Origin of the sequence: Aeromonas sp. NJAU223 (assembly GCF_051125555.1) — a bacterium.
Lineage (GTDB): Bacteria > Pseudomonadota > Gammaproteobacteria > Enterobacterales > Aeromonadaceae > Aeromonas > Aeromonas veronii_G.
In genome coordinates this window covers 1,187,091-1,211,562 of sequence record NZ_CP144204.1, presented here as the reverse complement: position 1 = coordinate 1,211,562, position 24,472 = coordinate 1,187,091, and the positions used below count along the sequence as shown (strand labels likewise).

Here is a 24,472-nt window from a genome sequence, read left to right as displayed (position 1 = left end):
TCGGCCGTCAAGATAGCAAAACCGCCCCCGCCTGGCTGCCTTTATCGGCAGCCTGCTGGCACTTTGATGACAGGGTTCAAAAAACCGCAACGTTCTGCTGGTGATATCGCTGCTGATGCTCGCACAGGCGGCTTCGTTTGGCTTACAGTGGCTATCTGGAACCTGTTGAGTTGAGCTGCGATGGGTTGCTGCTAGCGCGGGTCAAGGGAGCATATTGGAAGCTGTCATCCACGGGCGGTAGCGTGTCTTTTATAGATAGGAGCAAAAATAGCGAAGCCCAACTGAAAAATGTAAACATACACAGATAACGTATTTGGTTAATGTGTTAATTGTAAACTCGTTGTTTATTAAACAGAACATCAATATATCTAAAATAACAGGCTATATAATGAGCGATATAACTGACTTAATTAAACTCTATACCGATTATGGATTTGATTATAGAGAGGAGCTTTCAAATAAAGAAGATACTGTCTTCACGATTACACAGGGAGTTTTTGATAACGCAATCATCATAAAAAACAACACATCAAAATACAGTAAATTAGAAGATGACCTAACAGATCTAGGTTTTCATGTTAACACCGAGAAATTTACATGCATTAAGGATCTTGAAAAGAAACTATTTAGAGGTTTCTTTTCCTTAAGAAGAACGAAACTATTATTTTCAACAGACTATGAAAATCACATAAAAAATATAACTAAATCATTTCCGACTTCAGATATATCTTACAAATACATACATTCCTCATATCATAAAAATGGAAATTATTATGATAGTCAAAGAGATATCATTGGAGACATTCAATCTGAAATAAACACACATGGGCCAAAACTACTACTGATAGAAGCGCCAGCAGGATTTGGAAAAACTTGCACTGCATATGAGATTGGGAAAATCATATCAGAACAAGATGATGACCACTTGGTTTTATTTGCTGAACTCTCACGAGACCGTCATGCAAAAATTTTCAACCATGTCATCCAAAGAGAATTAGCCAGATCATTTCCAGCGGTATCAGCATCGTTGGTAAATAAAGAAATAAAGACTGGCAAGATTGTAGTTATTCTTGATGGATTCGATGAACTATTAAATGATAGAGAAGAGGAAAAATTTCAATTTGAAAAGTCTCAAGCTATGCTTGAGACTATTGGAAAGATGCTTGAGGTTAACGCAAAAATCATACTTACCACTCGTAAAACAGCAATACTTCAGGGAGATGATTTTGATGAGTGGACAAGTGAGAATGCTAATAAGTTTGAATTTATGCGTTACACTTTAAAAGAGCCTTCAGCAAGGAGCTGGTTAAGTAATGATAGAGCTAGCAAGCTGGCAGAATATAATGTTAACATTAAAAACTTATCCAACCCTGTTCTTTTAACATTTTTAAAATTCATTCCAGACGAGGAATTTCATGATGTAATAAAAAGACCAGACAATATTGTTGATAAATATTTTCATTTAATTTTAAAAAGAGAAATTGAACGCCAGACATTAAAGCTAGATGTTGCTGAACAGTCAGCATTACTTACTCGGCTAGCTAAAGACATGGTTTTAAACAATTACACTAAAGCATCAAAAGAATCGATTATTGATTATATTTCGTATCAAGAATTAGAATTAATTGAAGAATGTAGAAGTCGATATGAACATGAATTTCGCCCTACATTCGAGGAGATGATAGAAAAATTATCAAATCATGCACTTCTGGATAGAACTGGTTTTGAAGAAAAAATTGGATTTGTTAATAATTTTGTTTTAGGGCATTTCGTAGGTATCGATCTGCTTGAAACTGATGAAGAATGGCTGGCAGATAGTATATTTATTGATGCAGTAGTAAACTCTTTTTCTTCCAGAACAAAACATAAGCGCATTGAGGTTTGGAGAAGGTTGAGCGATAGCTTGATTTTTTTAAATGATGATGAAAAAGTTCGGTTTGAACAAACACTGTTAGAGCAAGTTTCTGGAAATTATCAAGACTCTCAGTTTAAAGAAATCACCTTTGAAACTCGTGAGCTATTTAAAAATGGAAGTGCGTCATCTTGTCTATTCTACGAATGTACATTTAATAACTGCCTAATTGATTTTGACCGATTGAAAAACAATTCATTCATATCTTGTTCTTTTTATAACTGTGATGTCTCTGGCATCAACACATCTAACAATATTATTTCTCCAATATTTGACGATTTATCTTCACAAGCATTAGCGCCATCAATAAAAGAAAACGCGCCAAGTGTGAAAATTCTAGACCTAGACAATGAAGATGACCAATTAAAAGCTTTTGTGTTGGAAAAGTTTTGGCCAATAGGCCGAGAAACCATTGCATATGCACATCGTCCATTATTCATTTTTTATCGTAGCAGCAACCATCCAGTATCAGAGATCACTAAAACTATTGATGAATTAAGAAAAGAAGGTTTTATTATATCAGCCAAACGCAAAAACTGGATAGGTTTAGATTTCTCAGGTCAAAAAATGCAATTAATAAAAGATATTTTAGGTCGTTAATATGAATAACAATCAACTTTCAAACCTTATTAGCGATATAGAGCGCTGCATTGACTCGCTTGGTGTAATGTATCGTATATTTTACCGAGAAAAATCTTCACATTCACTAAGTGAAAAAATAAATAAACACCCAGGAAAATACAATGCAAATAAAAAAATTCAAGACCTCATAGGGGTCAGGGTGGCGCTATATTTTGTAGATGATATCGATGTAGTCAGAAATGCTTTACAAGAAAAATTTCAATTTATACCAGAAGACTCTCAGATTGATAATCCAACTGCAGAAACTTTTTCTGCAACTCGTTGTAATTTAGTATTTCGTCTTCCAGATTCTTTTTCTATATCTGAAATAGTAGAGGCACAACACCAAGCAATAATTGATAATACTTTTGAACTACAATTAAGAACTATTTTATCCGAAGGATGGCATGAAGTAGACCATGACCTTCGTTTTAAATGCAAAGGGGACTGGACTGGTCTAGACAAGGAAAATAGAGCTTTTAATGGTGTGTATGCCACACTAGAAACAAGTGAGTGGACACTATTAAAATTATTTGAAGAGCTATCTTACACTCACTATAAAAATAAGAATGTAAAAGCTATGCTCATAAACAAACTTAGATTAAGATTAAAGCCATCAAATAAAGACGATGAGGTTCTTGAATACTTAAAGGTTAATGAAAAACTCATCAAGCAAATTTTCAGATATGATAGGGATAGTATACTGAAGCACCTTTCAACAAGACCAAAGCTTCCTTTGAGCATTTCAAATATCATATTTATAATGAATGTCGATAATTTTAATGACCATGGATTGAATGAAATGACACCTTCGCTACTACGAAATTGGTGGGAAAGCAGCTCCATTTAGAATCCCAAGGTGCATTTAGACACCAATAAAATTATAAAAAGGCGACCATCTGGTCGCCTTTTTATTTATATCACTTTCCCAATCAGCAAATGTCACCGAGCCGGTCGCTTGGCGGCCCCGGCTTTTGCTGCGGGCTTGCCACCCTGAGCGGCAGGTTTGGCACCCGGCTTAGCTGTGCCTGCGCGGGTCGGGGCCTTGCCCTTGTGAGCGGGTTTGCCAGCCGGTTTACCCTGACCTGCACCCTGACCTGTACCTTGCGAAACAGGCTTGCCGCTGCTGGCGCCTGTTCCTTTACCAAACTGGCTACCAACCGGTTTGCCATTGCCCGCTTTGCCTCCCTTGTTGGCAGAAGATGCTTCGCTACGAGCGCCCTTATTGCCTTGCGATGCGGCAGCCGAGGCGCCCTGTGCGGCGCCTTTACCCGCAACAGGAGCACCTTTTCCGCCAGCAGCCTTGCCCGCCCCGTTGCTGCGCTGATGGGTGATGGCACTGTGGCGGGTCAGGGCCGGTTTCAGGCCCTTGCTGCGGCTGCGTTCGGCCTTGGCTTCACCGCGACCTTCTGGCGGCACCAGGCAGTCGGGGCCGTTGCCGATGAGGTGACCCTTGCCCATCTCCTGCAACGCCTCGCGGATCATGGGCCAGCCGGCGGGATCGTGGTAGCGCAGCAGCGCCTTGTGCAGGCGACGGCGGCGCTCCCCTTTCACCACGAACACGTCCCCACCCTGGCGGCTCACCTTGTTGAGGGGGTTTTTCTCGGTGTAATACATGGTGGTGGCGTTCGCGAGTGGCGACGGGTAGAAGTTCTGCACCTGATCGAGCTTGAAGCGGTTCGTTTTTACCCAGAGCGCCATGTTCACCATGTCCTCATCCGTGGTGCCCGGGTGGGCCGAGATGAAGTAGGGGATCAGGTACTGCTGCTTGCCCGCCTCTTTGGAATACTTGTCGAACAGTTCCTTGAAGCTGTAGTAGCTGCCCATGCCCGGTTTCATCATCTTGGAGAGCGGGCCCTCTTCGGTGTGTTCCGGCGCGATCTTGAGGTAGCCGCCGACGTGGTACTTGGCCAGCTCCTTGATGTAGCGCGGATCTTCCACTGCGATGTCGTAGCGCACCCCGGAGGCGATCAGTATCTTCTTGATCCCCTTCACATCCCGCGCTTTGCGATAGAGGTCGATGGTCGGGGTATGGTCGGTGTCCATGTGCGGGCAGATGGTCGGCCAGACACAGGAGGCGCGGCGGCAGGTCTGCTCGGCCTTGGGGCTCTTGCAGCGCAGCTTGTACATGTTGGCGGTGGGGCCGCCGAGATCCGAGATGACGCCGGTAAAACCCGGCACCTTGTCGCGGATCTCTTCGATTTCTTTGATGATCGACTCTTCCGAGCGGCTCTGGATGATGCGCCCCTCGTGCTCCGTGATGGAGCAGAAGGAGCAGCCGCCGAAGCAGCCGCGCATGATGTTGACCGAGGTCTTGATCATCTCGTAGGCCGGTATCTTCTCGTTGCCATAGGCCGGGTGCGGCACCCTCTGGTACGGCAGACCGAACACCCCGTCCATCTCGTCGGTCTCGAGCGGGAAGGCGGGCGGGTTGACCCAGATGATGCGATCGCCGTGGGCCTGGGCCAGGGCGCGGGCGCAGCCGGGGTTGGTCTCGTGGTGCAGGATGCGCGACGCATGGGCGTAGAGCACCTTGTCTTCCTTCACCCGCTCGAACGCCGGCAGCTTGACGTAGGTCTTCTCCCAGGGTTTCTGCTTGGGGGGCTGCACCAGCACGGGCTTGGCCTCCTGCTCCACCGGCGCGGTGCCCTCATCGTCCGAGCAAGGTGCCCCTTCCATATAGGGATTCATGATGGGATCGATGCGACCGATCTGATCCAGCTTGCTGGAATCCACCCCGCGCCACTCCGGCAGCGGCTCCTTGCGGATCACCGCGGTGCCACGGATGTCCTGCATGGTCTCCATGGTCTCGCCGCCTGCGATGCGGTGCGCCACCTCGATCAGCGGCCGCTCGGCGTTGCCATAGATGAGGATATCGGCCTTGGCGTCGATCAGGATGGAGCGGCGTATGGTCTCAGACCAGTAGTCGTAGTGGGCGATGCGGCGCAAGGAAGCCTCTATGCCGCCGATGACCACGGGGACCTCTTTATAGGCCTCCTTGCAGCGCTGGGTATAGACCAGAGTGGCGCGATCCGGCCGCTTGCCGCCCACGTCGCCGGGGGTGTAGGCGTCATCGTGGCGCAGCTTCTTGTCGGAGGTATAGCGGTTGATCATGGAGTCCATGTTGCCCGCGGTCACCCCGTAGAAGAGGTTCGGCTTGCCCAGACGCATGAAGTCATCTTTCGATGACCAGTCCGGCTGGGCGATGATGCCGACCCGAAAGCCCTGGGACTCCAGCATGCGGCCGATGACCGCCATGCCGAAGCTCGGGTGATCCACATAGGCGTCGCCGGTCACCAGCACGATGTCGCAGCTGTCCCAGCCGAGCTTGTCCATCTCCTTGCGAGACATGGGCAAGAAGGGCGCCGTGCCGTAGCACTCGGCCCAGTAGCGGGGATAGGAGAAGAGAGGGGTAACCGGCTGCATTTTGAACACCTGGAACAATTCGGGTCGCGCATTATACCGGGCACATCAGCCCGGATCGATGGCTTTTTGCCCCCACCATTCGCAGGGTCAGCCCGGGAAGCAGGGCGTCTCTCGCAGTCTGCCCCTCCTCACGAGCCGCGAGAACCTACCCCAGCGGGCGGGCGAGTGCGAATCGGTGATGGTGGCGCAGCAGCAGCTGATAACCCCCCAGCAAACACCAGATGAGGGCTGGGATCAGAAAGACTGGATGAGTCGAGAGGCGCAGCATCAGCACACCGAGCAGGATCAGGGCGAAGGGGCGGCTCTCGTAGAGCCAGTGAGGCCAACTGCGCTGATGGGGCTGGCGCTGCTTGTCCTGGCGGCGATGGGCACCGCGCCGAAACCAGACGAGGGAGCCGGCAAGGTAGAGTGCCAGCCCCGCCAGCAGCAGGGTTGGCTGCCCGGCGAATCCCAGCAAGCATAAACCGCTGCCCAGATACAGGAAAGGCAGCGGCTCGTAGATCACGGATGGCAACATGATGGGGGTCTCGATATTGAACTGGTCACATAGTAACCACCTCACATCAGGGAGCCACCCTCTTTCGCCATCCCGACCCCAGATGGGGGGCGCGCACTAGGCGGCCGGCTTGTCTCTGGTCGTCGGCGACGCTGCCGTCTGGTCGAGCTGCGTGGCCGCCTCGGCAGTCGACGGCGCCTGCGCCATCACCACCAGCTCCCCCGCCAGCGCCGCGTTCACCTGTTGATCCCGCGCTCCCGTCATGCCCGCCCGCTTGGCCAGCAGGTGGTAGATGGCGGGCACCATCAGCAGGGTCACCAGGGTCGCCAGGGACAAACCGAAGAACACCACTGTGCCCACGGCCATCCGGCTCTCGTACCCCGCGCCCATGGAGATCATCAGGGGCACGGCGCCGATGATGGCGGTGAGCGAGGTCATCAGGATGGGGCGCAGACGGCGCACCGAGCCTGCGATGATCGCCTCCTCAAACGTCTCCCCCCGCTGGCGCAACTGGTTGATGAACTCGACGATGAGGATGCCGTTCTTGGTCACCATGCCGATCAGCATGATCATGCCGATCTGGCTGTAGATGCTGAGCTCCTGCCCGGTGAGCCAGAGCCCCAGCAGGCCGCCGAAGATGCCAAGGGGCACGGTCACCATCACCACGGTCGGGGTCACCAGGCTCTCGAACTGGGCCACCAGCACCAGATAGACCACCAGGAGGGCTAAGCCAAACACCAGCGCCATCTCGCCCTGGTTGTCACGATAGTCCTTGGACTCGCCGGCGTAGTCCACCGACATGCCGGTGGGCAGATGGTCGGCGGCCCAGCCGTCGAGGAAGTCGAGCGCCTCCCCCAGGGTGTGGCCGGGGGCCAGATCCGCGGTGAGGGCGATGGCCTTCTGGCGCTGGTAGTGGTTCAGGCGCTGGGGGCTCGCCACCTGTTTGATGGTGGCCAGCGTCGAGAGGCTCACCATCTCGCCGCTTGCCGCCTTCAGATAGATGCGGCTGATGTCGGAGATGCCGTTGAAGTCGTTCTGGTTCGCACGCAGGTAGACGTCATACTCCTCCCCCCTGTCCACATAGGTGGTCTGGCTGACCCCGCCGAGCAGAGCCTGCAGCGAACTCGCCACCGTGGAGACCGGGATGCCGAGCTGGCTGGCCCGATCCCGCTCTATGGTCACCTGCAGCTCCGGGGTCTTCTCGGCGTAGTCGAGATCCGGTGCCAGCATCAGGCCGCTCTGGCTTGCCGCCTGTTGCAGGGCCAGGCCCTGCTGGTAAATTTCTGCATAATCCGAGCCCTGCAGCACGAACTGAACGGCGGCGGTGGAGCCCCCCCGGAACCCGGGCTGGAAGGTGCGGATCATCACATCCGGAATGCCGGCGAGGCGACCGCTCAGGGAGCGCCCGAACTCGGTGGCGGTCTCGTCCCGCATCGCCCAGTCGGTGAGCTGGATGATGGCAAGACCGGTCTGATCCCCGCCTCGCCCGAAGGCCGGGGTGCTGAAGCTCACGGCCTGCACCACGCCCTTGCCGAGCAGGGGCATGATGGCGGCTTCGACCTGCTCCATGTTGCGCTTCATCCGCTCGATACTGGTGCCTTCCGCCCCTTTCACGAACACATAGAGCACCCCCCTGTCCTCGGTCGGGGTCAGGCTCGCCGGCAACTTGCCAAACAGGGCACCGATGCCGCCAAGGCAGAGCAGCAGCACCAGCGGCGTCCAGACGGATCGGCGCAGCACCCAGCCCAGCAGGCGCCGGTAGTGCGACTCCACCCAGCCGAGGCCCGCGTCCAGCCTGGCGGTCAGGGGGTTCGGCTTGTCCACGGCGCACATCAGCCAGGAGCCCATGGCCGGGGTCAGGGTCAACGCCACGAGGGAGGAGAAGAGCACGGCCAGCGATAGCAGGATGGCGAACTCGGTAAAGAGCCGCCCCACCATGCCATCCATGAAGGCGATGGGCACGAACACCATCACCAGCACGGCGGTGGTGGCGATGACCGCGAAGCCCACCTCCCGGGTGCCATGCCAGGCGGCCATCAGGGGGGATTCCCCCCGCTGCAGGTGGTGATGGATGTTCTCCACCACCACGATGGCGTCATCCACCACCAGACCGATGGCGAGAATGAGCGCCAGCAGAGTGATGAGGTTGATGGAAAAACCGAGGTACCAGGCGCCGATGAAGGCGGAGATGAGGGAGACCGGCACCGTGATGGCGGGGATCAGGGTGGTGCGCCCCTGCCCGAGGAACAGGTAGAGCACCGCCACCACCAGCAGGGCGCAGATGGCGAGGGTCTCGTACACCTCGTGGATCGCCTGCTTGATAAAGATGGTGGAGTCATAATCCACTTCCAGACTGGCCCCTTCTGGCAGAAAACGCTGCATTTCAGTCATCTTCCGCTCTATCCCCTGGGCCACCGCGAGGGGGTTGGCGGTGGACTGGGCGACGATGCCGATCCCCAGACTCTCGCGGCCGTTGCGCTGATAGGCGCTGTCTTCGTTCTTGGCCCCCACTTCCACGTCGGCGATGTCCGCCAGATAGATGCTCTGACCGTTGCTGGCGGTGGTCACCGGCAATGAGCGGAAGTCCTCGGCACTGTGATAGAGCCGGGCAATCTGCACCGCCATGGTCATGCTGTTGTTGCGAATTTCCCCCCCCGGCAGCTCGATGTTCTCCCGCTTGAGGGCATCCTGCACATCCGCCACCGTGATGCCACGGGCCGCCATGTCGGCGGGGCGCAGCCGCACATACATCACCTGGCTCAGATCCCCGGAGAGGGAGACCTCGCTCACCCCGTCCACCAGGCTCAGGGAGTCCACCAGCATGCGATTTGCGTAATCCGTCATGGCGGTGCGATCCATCTGGGTGCTGCTGAAATTCAGCCAGATGGCCACATCCCCGTTGCCGTTGTCCTTGGTGACCATGGGTTCGTCCACCTCATCCGGCAGCTTGGGCCGGGCACGGGAGATGGCGTCGCGCACATCCGAGGTACCCTCCAGCATGTTCCAGCCGAGATTGAACTCCACGGTGATCATGGAGCGCCCCTTGCGGGTCACCGAGTTGATGTTCTTGATGCCGCTGATGCCGGAAAGCTGATCCTCGATGGGCTTGGTGACCTGGCTCTCCATGACCTCGGGGGCGGCCCCGTCATAGGTGGTGGTGATGGAGACGGAGGGCGTCTGCACGTCCGGCATCTCCCGCACCGTCAACTTGCTGAACGCCACCAGACCAAACACCGTGAGCAGGGCGCTGATGACCACCGCCACCAAGGGGCGGCGTACTGACATATCGGAGAGCCACATCAGCCTTTCACCTCAGCCAGATCCTGCACCAGGGCACCGTCACGCAAATTGACCAGCCCCTCCACCGCGATGCGATCCCCGACGCTCAGCCCCTTGATCACCCACACGTCCTCGCCGTGGGTATCGCCAAGCTCCACCGGGATGCGTTTGACATGGCCGTCCGCCTCCAGGCGATAGACATAGCGCAGCTCACCGGCGTACTCCACCGACTGGGCCGGGATCAGGGTCATCTTCTGGGCGGGCAGGGAGAGATCCACGTTCATCAGCATGCCGGGCCGCAACTGCCCGCTGGCATTGGGAAGGATGACCCGGGCCTTGATGTTCTGGGTCTCGCTGGAGATGCGGCTGTCCAGGGTTTCCAGCACGCCGGAGAAGGATTGATCCGGCCAGGCGGAGCTGGTCGCCGTCACCGTCATGCCGGGCTTGAGCAGGGAGAGATAGCGCTCGGGCACGGCCAAATCCAGGCGAAGCTTGGCCAGTTCATCGAGGTGCAGCAAGACATCGCCGCTGTTGACCAGGGCCCCCTCGCTCAAGTCGATGAGGCTGACGGTGCCGTCAAAGGGCGCCGTCAGGGTGCGCAGGGAAAGCTCATAGCGGGCCGCATCGACCCGGGCCTGGGCCTGGGCGACGATGGCCTCCTGCCCCTCCAGCTCGGAGGTGGTGATGGCCCCGCGCGCCACCAGCTTGCGCATGTCCCGCAACTTGCGGCTCTCGTCGCGCACGCTGGCGCTCTGTTCGGCGAGCTCCGCCTCCTGCTTGCCCGTATCCAGGGCGATCAGCGTCTGCCCCTGCTTGACCTGCTGGCCGGAGCGCACCGCGATATTGACGATACGACCGGTTACCTCGGGGCTCACCACCACGGAGCGGTTGGCCGCCAGCTTGCTCACCAGCTTGATGGAGGGTTCGGCCAGGCTCTGCTTGACCGTCTCGGCGCGGATGCTGAGGGCTTTTGGCTGATGCACGCTGACCGGCCCGGGTTGCCGTGCATACCAGGCCGCTGCCGCTAGCAGCAGGAGAAGGGGAAAGAGCCACAGCCAGATGCGCATTTTCATCAAAGGATCCATGAATTGAGAAAAAGGGGAGACTTCATCAATGATGGCACCATGTTACCCCCTGAATATGCCGTGACTATGTAGAAATGTGACAAATCGTAACGGCGATGACTAACGGCCATCAAAATGACATCCAACAAAGATGCGCCGGTTTTTTTTGTCTTACACTGATGAGCCAAAACTCAGTAGTTCCGGTGCGTTTATGTCGAGATTGAGCCTTGCCTTCGCCAAATACCCCTTGCAGTGGGTGCTGCTGGGGCTGAGCTCTCTGCTGCTATTCCTCTCCCTGCAGCATACTTTTCTCCACATCACCGATCTGAACAAGCGCGACACCATCGCCACGGCCGGGGAGCTGCGAGCCCAGTTTCAGGAGATGGAAGCCTTTCTGGAGGCCATGCGGGGCCAGGCCGAGGAGCGCCTGCGCAGCCATCCCCAATCCATTCTCTCCCGTCATCTCTACGATGCGTTGCGGGTGGACGGGGCGCAGCGGATCAACCTGGACCGCGTGCCTGCCGATTTGCCCCCCGCCCTCATCGGCAACCTGACGGGCTTTGGCCCACTGCCGACACCGGGCAGTGAACGGGAAGACATCCTTCATCTGGCGCTGAGTCTCTCTCCCCTGCTCTCCACCGCCAACAAGCTGCTGAACGGCGAGGTGGCCTGGATCTATTTCACCGGCACGGACAACTTCATCTACCTCTACCCCTGGGTGCCCTCCCAGCAGTTTCATTTCGACCCGGCCATCTACCAGAAGTCGTACTGGCAGGACGTGCTGAGCCAGCAGCCCCAAGCCAGCCACGCCAGCCTGTCACGCCCTTACCAAGATTTGGCCGGACAAGGCATGATGATCACCCTGTCCCAACCCATCACAAAAGCACAAAAAGTCGTGGGATTACTCAGTATCGACATTTCACTCGACTATCTGGAAAGCGCTCTGCTACAGCCGCCGCCCCAGTTGGGCACCCTGTTTCTCATCAATCAGCATCGCCAGATCCTGGCCCGCAGCCAGCCGGGCAGCGCCCCTCCCCAGCGTCACGGCGATGAGCAAGGTGACTACCACTGGCAGCAAGGGGCCTTCCAGCTGGTCCACGCCATCCCGGATACCCCGCTGACACTTATCCACCGCATCCCCCTTATCGCCCTCTTGAAGACCCTGATCTGGCAATCCATGACAGCGCTCGTCACCCTGATCTGCCTGGTGATAGCCACTCTCTCCAGCCTGCACTCCCGGCGTCTCAACCAGCGGCTCAACTACCTCTCACGCCACGATGCGCTCACCGGGGCCTTCAATCGCCACCACTTCGCTGCCCTTGAGCAGAAATGGGCCCGAAGCGGCGCCCACACCACGGGGGCCATCATGTTTGATTGCGACCATTTCAAGCGGGTCAACGACACCTTTGGCCACGGGGTCGGCGATCAGGTGCTGATCCAGCTGGTCCGCATCACCCAATCCCTGAGGAACGTGGGCAATACCCTCATCCGTTGGGGCGGGGAGGAGTTTCTGCTGCTGGTGAGCGACGAACACGCTTCCCTCGCAGATCTGGCGGAGCAGCTGAGGATCGCCATCGCCGATCACCCCTGGGCGGAGATTGCCAGCGGGCTCAGCGTGACGGTCAGCCTCGGCCATCACCGCCAGCGCGCAGGCATCAGCCTGCACGAATCCATACGCCGGGCGGATCACGCCCTCTACCGCGCCAAAGCCAATGGCCGCAATCGCAGCGAAACCTGGCAGGATGACGACCAGCAGAAGCAGGAGTAAGCTGGAGCCTTCATTCATCCAAGGAGACGCACTGTGTCACGAAAACCCCGTCTGGGACTGGCTCTGGGCAGCGGCGCTGCCCGGGGCTGGGCACACATAGGCATCATACGGGCGCTGGAGCGGCTCGGCGTCAAACCGGATCTGGTGGCGGGCTGCTCCATCGGCAGTTTCGTGGGCGCCGCCTATGCCGCTGGCGAGCTGGACAAGCTGGAGAGCTGGGTCCGCGGCTTCACCCGTTTGCAGGTGATGGGGCTGCTCGATCCCGCCCTCTCCGGTGGCCTGTTTCGCGGTGACAAGGTGTTTGGCATCGCCGCCAATCACTTAGGCGATCCCCCCATCGAGAGCCTGCCCATCCCCTTCGCCTGCGTCGCCACCGAGCTCAACACCGGCCGGGAGATCTGGCTGCAAGAGGGGCCACTGCGCCAGTGCGTGCGCGCCTCCTGCGGCATGCCTGGCGTGCTCACCCCCACCCGCATCGATGATCAGTGGCTGGTGGATGGCGCCGTGGTCAACCCGGTGCCCATCTCCCTGGCCCGCGCCATGGGGGCCGAGGTGGTGATCGCCGTCAACCTCAACGCCGACATGCACCAGCCCTGGGCTGACGACTCCGACGAACCCGCCCAGGGCGGCTTGCTCAGCCAGTGGCTGAACCGGGGAGAACGCGAGCCCAGCACCCCGGGCATGTGGAGCGTGATGACGGGCTCCATCAACATCATGCAGGAGCGCATCACCCGTGCCCGCATGGCCGGTGACCCCCCGGAGATCCAGCTCTGCCCGCGCCTTGGCAGCTTCTCCATCATGGACTTCCACCGGGCGAGCGATGCCATCAACGAGGGGGAAGCCTGCGTCGAGCGTAACCTGGAACAGTTGAAGGAAGAGCTCTCCCGCCTCAGGATCCTCTGATCCCCCAAGACAAAGAGCGCCCGCAGGCGCTCTTTTGTCATCTCTCCAACTCGCCTCAGAACAGACCCAGCCCCTTGAGCATCACCACCAGGATCAGCAGTGGGGAGACGTAACGGATGATGAAGAAGAGGGGCTTGAGGATCCTTATCTCCAGCTGACCGCCGTTGGTCAGGGCCATCTCCATGCGCTCGAAGCCCCAGACCCAGCCGACGAACAGGCAGAGCAGTATGCCGCCAAGGGGCATGAGCACGTTGGAGGAGAGGTAATCGAACAGATCGAAGAAGGTCTTGCCGGCGATCTGCACGTCCGCCAGGGTGCTGTTGGAGAGGGCGCAGGTCGAGCCCACCGCGCCCAGTACCAGCAAGTTGATAAGCGTCGCCTTCTTGCGGCTCATGTGGAATCGCTCCGACAGCACCGAGACCGGCACCTCCAGGATGGAGAGCATGGCGCCGGTAGCCGCGATGGCGGAGAGCACGAAGAACAGCACCATGAACAGGTGACCAAACGGAATGCTGGCAAACACCGCCGGAATGGTGATGAACAAGAGGGAGGGTCCGGCCGAGGGCTCGAAGCCAAAGGCGAATACCGCCGGGAAGATGGCGATCCCCGCCAGCATGGAGACGAACAAGTCCGCGCACATCACCCGCATCGTGGTCAGCTGGATATGCTGATCATCCCGGAAATAGCTGCCATAGGTCATCATGCAGCCCATGCCGATGGAGAGCTTGAAAAATGCCAGCCCCATGGCGGTGAGGACTACGCCGGCGGTGATCTTGGAAAAATCCGGGGAGAACAGAAAACGCAGCCCCTCGCTCGCCCCCGGCAGGGTCAGGCTGCGCAGACCGATGATCAACAAAAGGATGAAAAGCACCGGCATCAACCGCTTGGTCACCGCCTCTATTCCCTTGGCGACCCCCATCAGCAAGATGCCCCCCATCAGCGCCAGTACCAGCCACTGCCAGAGCAGACTCTGCAACGGGTTGGCGATCAATGCCCCGAAGGCCGCCCCGGTAACCTTGGGATCGGTGGAGAGGATGGAGCCGTCGATCGCCTTGAAGATGTAGGCAAACACCCAGGCCGCCACCTCGGAATAGAAGGACATGATGAGGAAGGCCGCCGTCACCCCCATGGCCGCAATCAGCCACCAGGGTTGCCCCTTTGGCGCCAGCTTGATGAGCCCCGTCACCGCATCGGATTTTGCCTGACGCCCCAGCATGATCTCGGAGATCATCACCGGCAGCCCCACCAGCAAGGTGGCGATGACATAGACCAGCAGGAAACCCGCACCGCCATTCTCGCCGGTCAGATAGGGAAACTTCCAGATGTTGCCAAGACCGACGGCCGAGCCCAGGGTGGCGGCCAGAACGCCGAAGGTACTGGTAAAGCCATCTCTGGCCTGGTGGGTGATGTGACTCATGCTCGTCTCGCTGTATGCATCCCGGGAAGGCCCCGTTCAAAGAGTCGGAATTCTCTGAAAATAGCGCCAGCGAGCAAGGAGTTTTGGTTTAAATCACTACTTGGAGCACAGTAAACAGGATTTAATTAATACAAAATTGAAAATGATGGATAAAAAAATGCCGCCCCGTAGGCGGCACTTTCATCTCGGCTCAATCACTCAAGCCTTGGCAATGTCGTCCGGACCGATCTGACCGATTTCGGCGACTTTCTTGTCGGCCAGCAGCCAGAGGGTGAACTTGTGCAGATCCGGGTGGTGAGCCAGGGCGACCAGGAAGGCGCCACCAACTTCACGATAACCCAGTTCATAGTTTTTCAGGGTGGTGGGGGGGACACCCAGCAGATCGGCAAACTTGGGACGGCTCAGGCCAACCGCTTCGCGGATCTGACGGATTTTCTTGCCAACAGTTACGATGTTTGAATTCATGTGTTCCATACTCCGTTTGGCGGATTGACTCCACCTTTATTTTTCGCGACGACTCGTAGTCAAGTGTATCAGTTTTGAACGGACTCGTTATGGTCGAGCCTCTATCTTTAATCAGCGTCTTTCGACGACAACCCTAACAAACATCGGGGATGGTAATCGCTGTGCCGCCTCAGGTAAACAGTCTCGAAGAGAAACCTTTATGGTTGCCATGGTCATCCCCCGTATAATCCGCCAGTTATCCCTTTAAGAGTAATCAGCATGGTTTTCCCCGGTATAATCTCCCGTCTCCATCCCGATTCAGACCCCAGCAGCCTGCCTCGCCAACTCCATCAGGGCCAGCAGAGCCGGGCCGAGGCTTTCTGGCTGCCCGCCGCCTTGCAAAGCGAGGCAGCATCCGTGCTGGCGGCCCTCTCAGACAAGAGCAGCCTGTATCTGGAGCAGCCCGCCGCCGTGCCCCTGCGCAGTCACGATGGCGTCTTGCAAGAAGATGGCAGCCTGCTGCTTGGCAATGACCATCGCATGACGCTCGCCTGCGAGATGGGGGACGGGGGGATCGTCCCCGAACAGGCACTTGGCGAGATGACGGCCTGGTTGGAAGCGGGGCATTTTCATTTCATCTGTTCAGCTGCAATTCAACCAGTGGCACGGGCCATTCTCAATATCTGGCCCCTCGACCCCTATCTCGCCCGTCATTTTTTGCTCAGTTTCACACCCTTGCTGTGCGAAGCAACTGAGGCCGACTATCTGGCGGTATTTGCAGCGAGGGAATCGGGGACAACCTCCGAGAGCAGCTGGGTTCAGGCCTATTTGAAGCTTGAAAAGAAACTGCACCGCGCCTACTTGGATCACTAATTAATTCTGATAAACAGCCAGTTATCCCTACGACACAATCTGCCCTATCGATTATCTGTGAGCTTGATCATGTTTTGAAATGGGCTTAGAGTGCGCCACGTCATCGGAATGACACGGCTGTTTGTGGTGGAACGCTCATTGGTGACAATGCGAACCATTCACATGTGCACCCAAATGCGTGCCTCCTGGAAGGAACCGGGATCCCTGCCCGATTCAACCATTGTTAGTCGGCAGAGCCAGCAGCTTACATAAATTAAAAAGTGCGAAGCACGTCATACGTGCCATCTCAACGAGGATAATTTTATGATGAAAATGGCTCCTTCCCTGATTGCCATCGCTATGGCTACCATGGGTGCAACCGCAGCGCACGCCGCTGATGATTTCTACTTCGGTGCCGGTGTTGGTGCTACCCACTTCAACGGTCTGAACAAGATCGAAGGCGTGACCAACGGCGAAGAAGACGCAACTGCCGTCAACGTATTCACCGGTTACAACTTCAACGAGTACTTCGGTTCCGAGCTGGGCTACCAGTACACCGGCCGTGGTAACACCGATGGCAACCGTTACGAAAGCCAGGGTGCCACCCTGTCCGGTATCGCTCGTCTGCCGCTGGGCAACGACTTCTCCCTGTTCGCTGAAGGCGGCGCCTACTGGGGCCACACCGACGGTATGGGCACCAGCGATACCAAAGTATCCCCGCTGGCTGGCGCCGGTGTGACCTACAAGGTCAACGACGCTCTGGATCTGCAAGCTCGTTACCGTTACATGTGGGACGTGGCTGCCCTGGAAGCCGGTGGCGTGAGCTACAAGGCCAACCAAAGCATCGCGACTCTGGAAGCCGTATACCACCCGTTCCGTTCTTCCTACGTAGAGCCGGCTCCGGCTCCGGTTGTTGAAGAAGCTCCGGCTCCGGCTCCGCAAGTTGTCGAGAAGAACTTCGCCCTGAACTCCGACGTGCTGTTTGCCTTTGGCAAAGACACCCTGAAGCCGGAAGGTCAGGATGCCCTGAACGCTCTGTACCAGCAGATCGTTGAGTTCCAGCCGAAAGACGGCAGCGCCGTTGTTGTTGGTTACTCCGACCGTATCGGTTCTGACGCTTACAACCAGAAGCTGTCCGAAGCTCGTGCCCGCACCGTTGCCAACTTCCTGGTCAGCAAAGGTATGGCTGCCAGCAAGGTTGCCGTTGAAGGTCGTGGCGAAGCCAACCCTGTCACTGGCACCAAGTGCAACAGCGTCAAGGGCAAGAACGAGCTGATCTCCTGCCTGGCTCCGGACCGTCGTGTAGAAGTGCGCGTCTCCGGCGTTCAAGAAGTTCAGCAATAATCTGATTTCATTCAGATAATGCAAAAAGGGGGATGCCACGGCATCCCCCTTTTTGCATTATCTGCGTCTGGCCCTGCTCTGGCGTCAGCTTCTGTCTTATCTCCGTAGCGCCATGATTGCGCCAGCTTTCCTGCCACTCGGCCCCCCGCTCCTGCCTTCCTTACCACGCCATCACTTGTTGCTTATCTGTTCAGAAACTTGATCATCCCGAGTCAAAAGAATACAGTTATTCGGCTTGTAAGACATTGGATGAACTATTAAAAGTGCTTAAAGCCCGGTTAGTTGTCCATGGAGTGAAGGCTTCATGAGAATCCTGGTTACCATCCATTTTTTATTCAGGCCGCCCGTGATCACCTCACGGAGTCGCAACATGAAGTGTCATTTGCGATCGGTATAACAAAAGAGTGCGCAGTACGCCCATAGCACGGCAACTCAACGAGGATAAAATGATGAAAATGAAAATGGCACCAACCCTGATTGCTCTGGCTATCGCAGCCATGGGAACGTCCACCGCCCAGGCGGCCGATGACTGGTACACCGGTATGGGTGCTGGTTGGGCTTATGGACACGACCTGGACAGCTTCGGTCTGGATGCGGACAAGGACGCTACCGCCCTGTCCCTGTTCGGTGGTTACAACTTCACCGAGAACTTCGGTGCCGAACTGGGCTACCTCTATGCTGGCAAGGCCGGTGTGGATGGCGTCGACTTCAAGACTCAGGGTGCGACCCTCTCCGGTATCGCTCGCCTGCCCATGGGTGACATCTTCTCCGTCTTCGCCGAAGGCGGTGCCTACTTCAACCACGTCAACGGCAACGGTGACAGCGACAACGGCACCTCCCCGCTGGCGGGTCTGGGTCTGAGCGCCAAGCTCTCCGATCTGCTGGATCTGCAAGCCCGTTATCGCTACATCTGGGATCTGGGTGACGAGCAGAAGACCTGGAGGACCGACATGAGCGTCGCCACGCTGGAACTGGTGATGCACCCGAACCGCAAGGCCTATGTGGCGCCTGTCGCCGCACCGGCGCCGGAACCCGTTCCCGAGCCCGTCGTGGTCGACAAGAGCTTCTCCCTGAGCTCTGACGTGCTGTTTGCCTTCGGCAAATCCAGTCTGAAACCGGAAGGGGCTGCCGCACTCAACACCCTGTATCAGCAGATCGTTGAAGTTCAACCCAAGGACGGCAGCGCCGTGGTCGTCGGTTACACCGACCGCATCGGCTCCGATGCCTACAACCAGAAGCTGTCTGAAGCCCGTGCCCGCACCGTGGCCGACTTCCTGGTTGGCAAGGGCCTGCCGGCCGGCAAGGTCTCCATCGAGGGTCATGGCGAAGCCAATCCGGTCACTGGCAACCAGTGTGACGGGGTCAAGGGCAAGAACCAGCTGATCTCCTGCCTGGCACCGGACCGTCGCGTGGAAGTCCGCGTCACCGGCGTACAGGAAGTCCAGCAGTAAGCGATGCCATAACACTCAAAAAAGGGGCCGTTCGGCCCCTTTTTATTGATGCTGATTTTCCTCCACTCTCACCAAATCCATCGCTATTACTGCCTATCCACTCACAAATTCTCCATACAGATTCGTCACTTAAGTGGTTAAAGTGCGATGATCGCCTATACATAATGGTGGCTTATATAACAAAGGGCTGGGAGCCCTATAACACCCAACATCGACGAGGAAACGCGATGAACATAAGACTGAAACCCGTATGGATTGCATTGGCACTGGCGACGGGAGCGGCTCAGGCGGCCCCCGTCCACGACTGGTATCTGGGGGCCGGGGGAGGCTGGGCCATCGCCCATGACATCAACGACTTCAGCCAGGATGTCAGCAAGGATGCCACCGCCATCACCGCCTTCGGTGGCTACAACTTCACCGAGAACCTGGGGGCCGAGCTCGGCTACCTGTCGACCGGTGACTGGGACATCGCCGGCAACGACTTCAGCAGTCAGGGCGCCACCCTGTCGGTGATAGGTCGCCTGCCCCTCGGGGATATCTTCTCGGTATTTGCCGAGGGTGGCGGTTACATCTACCACGTCGAATCCGTCAACGGGGGAGATGACAACCTGGCCCCGTTGGCTGGTCTGGGGCTGACCGCCAAGCTGCACGACTGGGTCGACATCCAGGCGCGCTATCGCTACCTGGTGCGGGTCGGGGATGATCCGGACAACGACAAGGTCGGCAGTGGCACCCAGCGCTGGGTCAGCAACATCAGCACCGCCACCATAGAGCTGGTGCTGCACCCCAATCGCACCGTGGCCGTCGTGCCGGTTGCCGCCCCCCTGGTGGCCGCCCCGCCTCCCGCCCCCGAACCGGTGGATCAGACCTTTAACCTGAGTTCGGACGTGCTGTTCGCCTTTGGCAAGGCGGATCTCAAGCCTGAAGGCATGAGTGCACTCGAAGATCTGTATCAGCAGATCGCCGATATCAAACCCAAGGATGGCAACGCCGTGGTGATGGGTTACACCGATCGTATCGGCTCGGATGCCAACAACCAGGCGCTGTCCGAAGCCCGGGCTCGCACCGTGGCTGACTTCCTGATCGGCAAGGGGCTGCCCGCCGACAAGGTCAGCATCGAAGGACATGGGGAGAGCAACCCGGTCACCGGCGCTCAGTGCGACGCCGTCAAGACCAGAGCCGCCCTCATCGACTGCCTGGCCCCGGATCGCCGGGTCGAGGTACGGGTGACCGGCGTGCAGGAAGCACCGGCAACCACGGCGCCGGCAGCCTGATCACCGCCTAACAGCCCCTCTCTTCTTCACCGCAACCGTGCACAAAAAAGGGATGCTGATGCATCCCTTCTGTTTTGCTGTTGTATCACCTTCGTCAGAAGGAGGTACGGCGATAGCGACGGTATTCCGGTCGCCAGAAGTTCGCCTCGATGGCTTGATCGATCACCTCGTCCGGGGTCTGCACCGCCTTGCCTTGCAGCATGGCGGTCTTGGCCACCATCTTGGCGATGTGGCGGGAGACCTGATGGATGTCCGCCAGATCCGGCAGCAGTGACCCCTCCTCCCCCTTCACCATGGGGGAGCACTCGGCAAGCGCCCGGCTGGCCGACATCAGCATGGCATCGGTCACCCGGTTGGCGCCGGAGGCGATGACCCCGAGACCAATCCCCGGGAAGATGAAGGAGTTGTTGCACTGGGCGATGACGTAGCGTTTGCCTTTGTGCTCCACCGGTGCGAACGGGCTGCCGGTTGCGACCAGCACCTGGCCATCGGTCCAGCGGATGAGATCCGCCGGCGTCGCTTCCACCCGGGAGGTGGGGTTGGAGAGCGGGAAGATGATGGGACGGGCACAGTGCTTGTGCATGGTCTTGACCACCTCTTCGGTGAACAGCCCCGGCTGGCCGGAAACCCCGATCAGGATGTCAGGGCGACCGTGCTCCATCACCTCCAGCAGGGAGATGTTGTCCCCCACCGGCCAGTCTGCGATGCGCTCCACCGGCTGGGAGAGCTTGCGCTGGAACGGCAGCTGGTTCGGGATCTTGTCGGTGATGAGACCAAAACGGTCCACCATGAAGACCCGGCCACGGGCCTCGGCATCCGTCAGCCCTTCGGCCTTCATCTGTGCCACTATCTGCTCGGCGATGCCGCAGCCGGCGCTGCCAGCCCCGAGGAAGGCGACCCGTTTCTCGGAGAGCTTGGCGCCGGACGCCTTGCAGGCGGCGATGAGGCTGCCCAGGGTGACCGCGGCCGTGCCCTGGATGTCGTCGTTGAAGCAGCAGAGCTCATCCTTGTAGCGGTTGAGCAGCGGGGTGGCGTTGCCCTGGGCGAAGTCCTCGAACTGCAACAGGATCTCGGGCCAGCGGCGTTTGACCGCCTGGATGAAGGCATCGACGAACTCGTCGTACTCCTCCCCCGAGATGCGCGGATGACGCCAGCCCATGTAGAAGGGGTCGTTCAGCAACTGCTGGTTGTTGGTGCCCACGTCCAGTACCACCGGCAGGCAGTAGGCCGGGGAGATGCCGCCACAGGCGGTGTAGAGGGAGAGCTTGCCGATGGGAATGCCCATGCCGCCGATGCCCTGATCGCCGAGACCCAGGATCCGTTCGCCATCGGTGACCACGATGACCTTGACGTTCTGCTTGGTGGCGTTTTGCAGCATGTCATCGATCCTGTCCTTGTCCGGATAGGAGATGAAGAGGCCGCGCGCACGACGATAGATGTTGGAGAACTCCTCGCACGCCTTACCCACGGTCGGGGTGTAGATGACCGGCAGCATCTCGGGCAGGTGATTGGTCAGCAGGCGGTAGAACAGGGTCTCGTTGGTATCCTGGATGTTGCGCAGGTAGATGTGCTTGTCCATGTCGTTGCCAAATGCCATGAACTGGCGATAAGCACGCACGGCCTGCTCTTCGATGGTCTCGATATTCTGGGGCAACAGACCTTCGAGGTTGAAGCTGCTGCGCTCTTCACTGGTGAAGGCGCTGCCCTTGTTGAGCAAGGGGGTCTCCAGCAGGGCCGGACCGGCGTAGGGAATGTAGAGAGGACGTTTCTGATTATTATCTTCAAACATGGATCGGTACCTTGACTGTGTGGCCCGCCGATCCTATGGGCTTGCGTCCCGAATTTCAAAGAGTTTGCGCATCCGTTGCAAAAGGTTTGCGACCCAGGCGACGAAAGGCGCCGGGGGTCTGACCAGTAAGGCGGCGAAAGCGATTCGCAAAGTTGGCCCCGTCGCTGTAGCCGACCCGGCTGGCGAGCTCGGCAAGGGGCCAGTTGGTGTAGAGTAGCAGCTGGCGCGCCTTGTTCATGCGAAGCTTGGTCAACCAGGCCATGGGGCCCATGCCAAAGGCCTGCTGGCAGAGCCGGTGAAGATGGGGCACCGAGCAGGCCATCTCGCTGGCGAGCAGGGCCACGCTCCAGGGTTCGTCCAGGCGCGCCTCCACCCGTCGGAACAGCGCCTGCAACCGCAGCTCGGGGGTGCCGCGCACCTCCCCCTGCAGGGTCCTGTCCAGCAAGGCCAGCAGCAGGCTCAGCAGTTGGGGCTGCAGGGGGGATCTCACCCCCTCACCCTGCATCAGGCTGAGCAGATGATAAAACTGCTCCCCCTCCTCCCCCAGCCAGATACGATGGCCCAGCCGGTGCAGGTGACGCCAGCGCGGCACGTCATCGAGCAGGATCCAGCTGGTCTGCCACTGCTCCCCCGCAAGGCGCAGCCCTCCCGGCACGGCGGCGGGCAGAAACACCAGGGCCCCCGCCGGGATGGGCTGCTCTCCGGCATCGGTGAGCAGCACCCCACCCTCCCCGTGGCTCACCATCAGGATGTGAAACTCGGGACGATTGCGACGGATGAGGTAGTGATCCCGGATATGGGAGAGGCCGGTCAGAAAGATGCCCGCCTCCCCGAGCAGGGGCAAGCCCTCTCGCCCCAGCATCCGCTCGTCACAACCCGGGGCGATTTCCAGGCATTCGCTCGCAAAGCTCATGGCACCTCAACAAGATAGTTTTGCACAATAAAGCAGAGAGTCACTCACAGTGAGAAGCCTCGCAACTCCCCCTATCATACCCCCGATGAATATCATCTTTTACCAACCCGGTTAACAGATATGAATTATTGGCAAGCGATTTTAAAACAAACCACCGATCGCGAGTTCATGACCCGATTGTGGCGGCTGGCGCTGCCGGTCTCGCTGCAATCCATGATGTTCTCCCTGCTCGGCCTCATCGACATCATGATGGTGAGCCAGCTTGGCACCACGGCCGTGGCGGCTGTCGGCTTGGGTAACCGGGTTTTCTTCTTCAACCTGCTGGTGATAGCGGGGCTCTCGGGCGGGGTCTCGGTATTGGCGGCGCAATATTACGGTCGCGGGGATCTGGCCGGGGTGCGCCGCTCCCTGGCGCTGGCGCTGGTGGGGGCCCTGCTGGTGAGCCTGCCTTTCGCGCTGGTCTATGCGCTCGCGCCGGGCAGCGTGCTGGGCTTTGCCAGCCAGGATCCCGTGCTGCGCCCCCTGGCGGACGAGTTTCTGATGATCACGGGGGCCACCATCCTCTGCACCGCCGTGGTGGTGCCGCTGGAGGCGGCCCTGCGCTCGGTGGGCAACGCGGCGGCGCCGACCCGCATCGGCATCATCGCCATCATCGCCAACGTCATCCTCAACTACGCCCTCATCTTCGGTAATTTCGGCTTCGAGGCCATGGGGGTCGCGGGGTCTGCCTGGGGCACGACCATCTCTCGCCTGCTGCAAACGGCGCTGCTGCTGACCTATGTGCTGCGCCAGGAGCCCAGGCTGGTGCCGCGCCTGGCGGACTGGCTCGCCGCCTTCAAGCGCAAGGAGGTGGTGCGCTTCACCCTGATCGCCCTGCCGCTGCTGCTGCACGACGGGCTCTGGGCCTTCGGCATGCTGCTCTACGGCTTCCTCTATGCCCATCTTGGCACCGACTCCTTGGCCATCATGACCACCCTGGGGACACTGGAGAGCATTCTCATCTCCCTCTTCTTCGGGTTGGCGGTAGCCTGCTCCACCCTGCTCGGCCACCGGCTCGGCGCAGAAGAATATGAAGCCGCCTGGCAGCACTCCCAGTTGTTCCTGCTGCTTGCACCGGTGGGCGCCTTGCTGGTCGGATTGTCGGTCTGGATGGTGCAGACCAATCTGCTGCAGTGGGTGGGCAACCTGCCCGCCGAGCTGATGGGGGAAGCGGGCCAGGTGCTCGGCATCCTCTGCATCGGCATGCTGCTCAAGGTGTTCAACATGGTGGGCATCGTCGGGGTGCTGCGCTCGGGCGGGGATGTGAACTACAGCATCTTCATCGACGTGGTGGGCATGTGGTGCATCGGCCTGCCCCTCGCCTGGGTAGCCGTCAGCCTGCTCGGCTGGCCCCTCGCCTGGGTGGTGGCCGTGGTGCTGCTGGAGGAGCTCGCCAAAGTACTGCTGGTGCAGCGCCGCATTCGTCAGCGCCGCTGGCTCAAGAATCTGGTCATGGGATGATCGGGGCAAAATGCGGGGT

At 57.9% G+C, this 24,472-nt stretch carries 17 protein-coding genes; 9 read left to right on the top strand and 8 right to left on the bottom strand.

Translation table 11 applies throughout. The features are described from left to right. Positions 1-388: 388 nt before the first annotated feature. Positions 389-2,512 carry a hypothetical protein gene (locus VZC39_RS05675; RefSeq protein WP_434666467.1) on the top strand — a complete coding sequence of 708 codons (2,124 nt, stop codon included), beginning with the start codon at positions 389-391 and terminating at the stop codon, positions 2,510-2,512. 1 nt (position 2,513) lies between these two features. Beyond that, positions 2,514-3,383, top strand: a complete 870-nt coding sequence (locus VZC39_RS05670) for a hypothetical protein (protein WP_434666464.1) — start codon at positions 2,514-2,516, stop codon at positions 3,381-3,383. A gap of 92 nt (positions 3,384-3,475) precedes the next feature. Here VZC39_RS05670 and VZC39_RS05665 read toward each other — a convergent pair whose 3' ends face one another. The 4 genes from VZC39_RS05665 to VZC39_RS05650 all read right to left on the bottom strand — a co-directional run bounded on the left by VZC39_RS05665 (position 3,476) and on the right by VZC39_RS05650 (position 10,819). Then, complete coding sequence (locus VZC39_RS05665) at positions 3,476-5,959, bottom strand: YgiQ family radical SAM protein (RefSeq protein WP_434666461.1); 2,484 nt, start codon at positions 5,957-5,959, stop codon at positions 3,476-3,478. Between the two features lie 145 nt (positions 5,960-6,104). After that, positions 6,105-6,476: a hypothetical protein gene (locus tag VZC39_RS05660; RefSeq protein WP_434666458.1), complete on the bottom strand. Its 372-nt coding sequence runs from the start codon at positions 6,474-6,476 to the stop codon at positions 6,105-6,107. Between the two features lie 96 nt (positions 6,477-6,572). Further along, the gene (locus VZC39_RS05655) at positions 6,573-9,755 is read right to left on the bottom strand and encodes an efflux RND transporter permease subunit (RefSeq protein WP_434666456.1); all 3,183 of its coding nucleotides are present in this window, start codon (positions 9,753-9,755) and stop codon (positions 6,573-6,575) included. Then, complete coding sequence (locus VZC39_RS05650; RefSeq protein ID WP_434666453.1) at positions 9,755-10,819, bottom strand: efflux RND transporter periplasmic adaptor subunit; 1,065 nt, start codon at positions 10,817-10,819, stop codon at positions 9,755-9,757. Before VZC39_RS05650 ends, VZC39_RS05655 begins: the two co-directional genes overlap by 1 nt. Positions 10,820-11,009: 190 nt before the next feature. Between VZC39_RS05650 and VZC39_RS05645 the strand changes: the two genes are divergently transcribed. Further along, the gene (locus VZC39_RS05645) at positions 11,010-12,566 is read left to right on the top strand and encodes a sensor domain-containing diguanylate cyclase (RefSeq protein WP_434666451.1); all 1,557 of its coding nucleotides are present in this window, start codon (positions 11,010-11,012) and stop codon (positions 12,564-12,566) included. Between the two features lie 33 nt (positions 12,567-12,599). Further along, positions 12,600-13,469 (top strand): patatin-like phospholipase RssA, encoded by an 870-nt coding sequence (gene rssA, locus VZC39_RS05640; protein ID WP_349921456.1) that lies wholly within the window; start codon positions 12,600-12,602, stop codon positions 13,467-13,469. A gap of 55 nt (positions 13,470-13,524) precedes the next feature. On the opposite strand, the gene VZC39_RS05635 is transcribed toward rssA, so the two are convergent. Continuing rightward, positions 13,525-14,886 carry a sodium-dependent transporter gene (locus VZC39_RS05635; RefSeq protein ID WP_434666448.1) on the bottom strand — a complete coding sequence of 454 codons (1,362 nt, stop codon included), beginning with the start codon at positions 14,884-14,886 and terminating at the stop codon, positions 13,525-13,527. 198 nt (positions 14,887-15,084) lie between these two features. Continuing rightward, a complete protein-coding gene (locus VZC39_RS05630) occupies positions 15,085-15,351 on the bottom strand; it encodes a helix-turn-helix domain-containing protein (protein ID WP_010673503.1) in 267 nt (88 codons plus the stop codon). A 258-nt stretch (positions 15,352-15,609) separates the two neighbouring features. Here VZC39_RS05630 and VZC39_RS05625 point away from each other — a divergent pair, with 258 nt between their 5' ends. The 4 genes from VZC39_RS05625 to VZC39_RS05610 all read left to right on the top strand — a co-directional run bounded on the left by VZC39_RS05625 (position 15,610) and on the right by VZC39_RS05610 (position 20,251). Continuing rightward, on the top strand, positions 15,610-16,203 hold the full coding sequence (locus VZC39_RS05625) for a hypothetical protein (RefSeq protein ID WP_434666443.1): 594 nt from the start codon (positions 15,610-15,612) through the stop codon (positions 16,201-16,203). Positions 16,204-16,506: 303 nt separating this feature from the next. Then, a complete protein-coding gene (gene ompA, locus VZC39_RS05620) occupies positions 16,507-17,526 on the top strand; it encodes a porin OmpA (RefSeq protein WP_349921453.1) in 1,020 nt (339 codons plus the stop codon). A gap of 449 nt (positions 17,527-17,975) precedes the next feature. Beyond that, on the top strand, positions 17,976-18,977 hold the full coding sequence (gene ompA, locus VZC39_RS05615; RefSeq protein ID WP_434668367.1) for a porin OmpA: 1,002 nt from the start codon (positions 17,976-17,978) through the stop codon (positions 18,975-18,977). A gap of 227 nt (positions 18,978-19,204) precedes the next feature. Then, on the top strand, positions 19,205-20,251 hold the full coding sequence (locus VZC39_RS05610; RefSeq protein ID WP_434666440.1) for an OmpA family protein: 1,047 nt from the start codon (positions 19,205-19,207) through the stop codon (positions 20,249-20,251). A gap of 94 nt (positions 20,252-20,345) precedes the next feature. On the opposite strand, the gene VZC39_RS05605 is transcribed toward VZC39_RS05610, so the two are convergent. Next, positions 20,346-22,040 carry an NAD-dependent malic enzyme gene (locus tag VZC39_RS05605; protein ID WP_349921450.1) on the bottom strand — a complete coding sequence of 565 codons (1,695 nt, stop codon included), beginning with the start codon at positions 22,038-22,040 and terminating at the stop codon, positions 20,346-20,348. Between the two features lie 55 nt (positions 22,041-22,095). After that, a complete protein-coding gene (locus VZC39_RS05600; RefSeq protein WP_434666436.1) occupies positions 22,096-22,953 on the bottom strand; it encodes an AraC family transcriptional regulator in 858 nt (285 codons plus the stop codon). A gap of 120 nt (positions 22,954-23,073) precedes the next feature. On the opposite strand from VZC39_RS05600, the gene VZC39_RS05595 reads away from it, so the two are divergent. After that, a complete protein-coding gene (locus VZC39_RS05595) occupies positions 23,074-24,453 on the top strand; it encodes an MATE family efflux transporter (protein ID WP_434666433.1) in 1,380 nt (459 codons plus the stop codon). Positions 24,454-24,472 lie beyond the last annotated feature (19 nt).

Excerpts from the sequence above, each read along its gene's own strand:
- VZC39_RS05650 (WP_434666453.1), bottom strand. The coding sequence starts at position 10,819 with ATGGATCCTTTGATGAAAATGCGCATCTGGCTGTGGCTCTTTCCCCTT.
- VZC39_RS05630 (WP_010673503.1), bottom strand. The coding sequence starts at position 15,351 with ATGAATTCAAACATCGTAACTGTTGGCAAGAAAATCCGTCAGATCCGC.
- VZC39_RS05600 (WP_434666436.1), bottom strand. The coding sequence starts at position 22,953 with ATGAGCTTTGCGAGCGAATGCCTGGAAATCGCCCCGGGTTGTGACGAG.
- VZC39_RS05645 (WP_434666451.1), top strand. The coding sequence starts at position 11,010 with ATGTCGAGATTGAGCCTTGCCTTCGCCAAATACCCCTTGCAGTGGGTG.
- VZC39_RS05595 (WP_434666433.1), top strand. The coding sequence starts at position 23,074 with ATGAATTATTGGCAAGCGATTTTAAAACAAACCACCGATCGCGAGTTC.
- ompA (WP_349921453.1), top strand. The coding sequence starts at position 16,507 with ATGATGAAAATGGCTCCTTCCCTGATTGCCATCGCTATGGCTACCATG.
- VZC39_RS05610 (WP_434666440.1), top strand. The coding sequence starts at position 19,205 with ATGAACATAAGACTGAAACCCGTATGGATTGCATTGGCACTGGCGACG.
- ompA (WP_434668367.1), top strand. The coding sequence starts at position 17,976 with ATGAAAATGAAAATGGCACCAACCCTGATTGCTCTGGCTATCGCAGCC.
- VZC39_RS05660 (WP_434666458.1), bottom strand. The coding sequence starts at position 6,476 with ATGTTGCCATCCGTGATCTACGAGCCGCTGCCTTTCCTGTATCTGGGC.
- VZC39_RS05605 (WP_349921450.1), bottom strand. The coding sequence starts at position 22,040 with ATGTTTGAAGATAATAATCAGAAACGTCCTCTCTACATTCCCTACGCC.
- VZC39_RS05635 (WP_434666448.1), bottom strand. The coding sequence starts at position 14,886 with ATGAGTCACATCACCCACCAGGCCAGAGATGGCTTTACCAGTACCTTC.
- VZC39_RS05655 (WP_434666456.1), bottom strand. The coding sequence starts at position 9,755 with ATGTGGCTCTCCGATATGTCAGTACGCCGCCCCTTGGTGGCGGTGGTC.
- VZC39_RS05625 (WP_434666443.1), top strand. The coding sequence starts at position 15,610 with ATGGTTTTCCCCGGTATAATCTCCCGTCTCCATCCCGATTCAGACCCC.
- VZC39_RS05675 (WP_434666467.1), top strand. The coding sequence starts at position 389 with ATGAGCGATATAACTGACTTAATTAAACTCTATACCGATTATGGATTT.
- VZC39_RS05670 (WP_434666464.1), top strand. The coding sequence starts at position 2,514 with ATGAATAACAATCAACTTTCAAACCTTATTAGCGATATAGAGCGCTGC.
- VZC39_RS05665 (WP_434666461.1), bottom strand. The coding sequence starts at position 5,959 with ATGCAGCCGGTTACCCCTCTCTTCTCCTATCCCCGCTACTGGGCCGAG.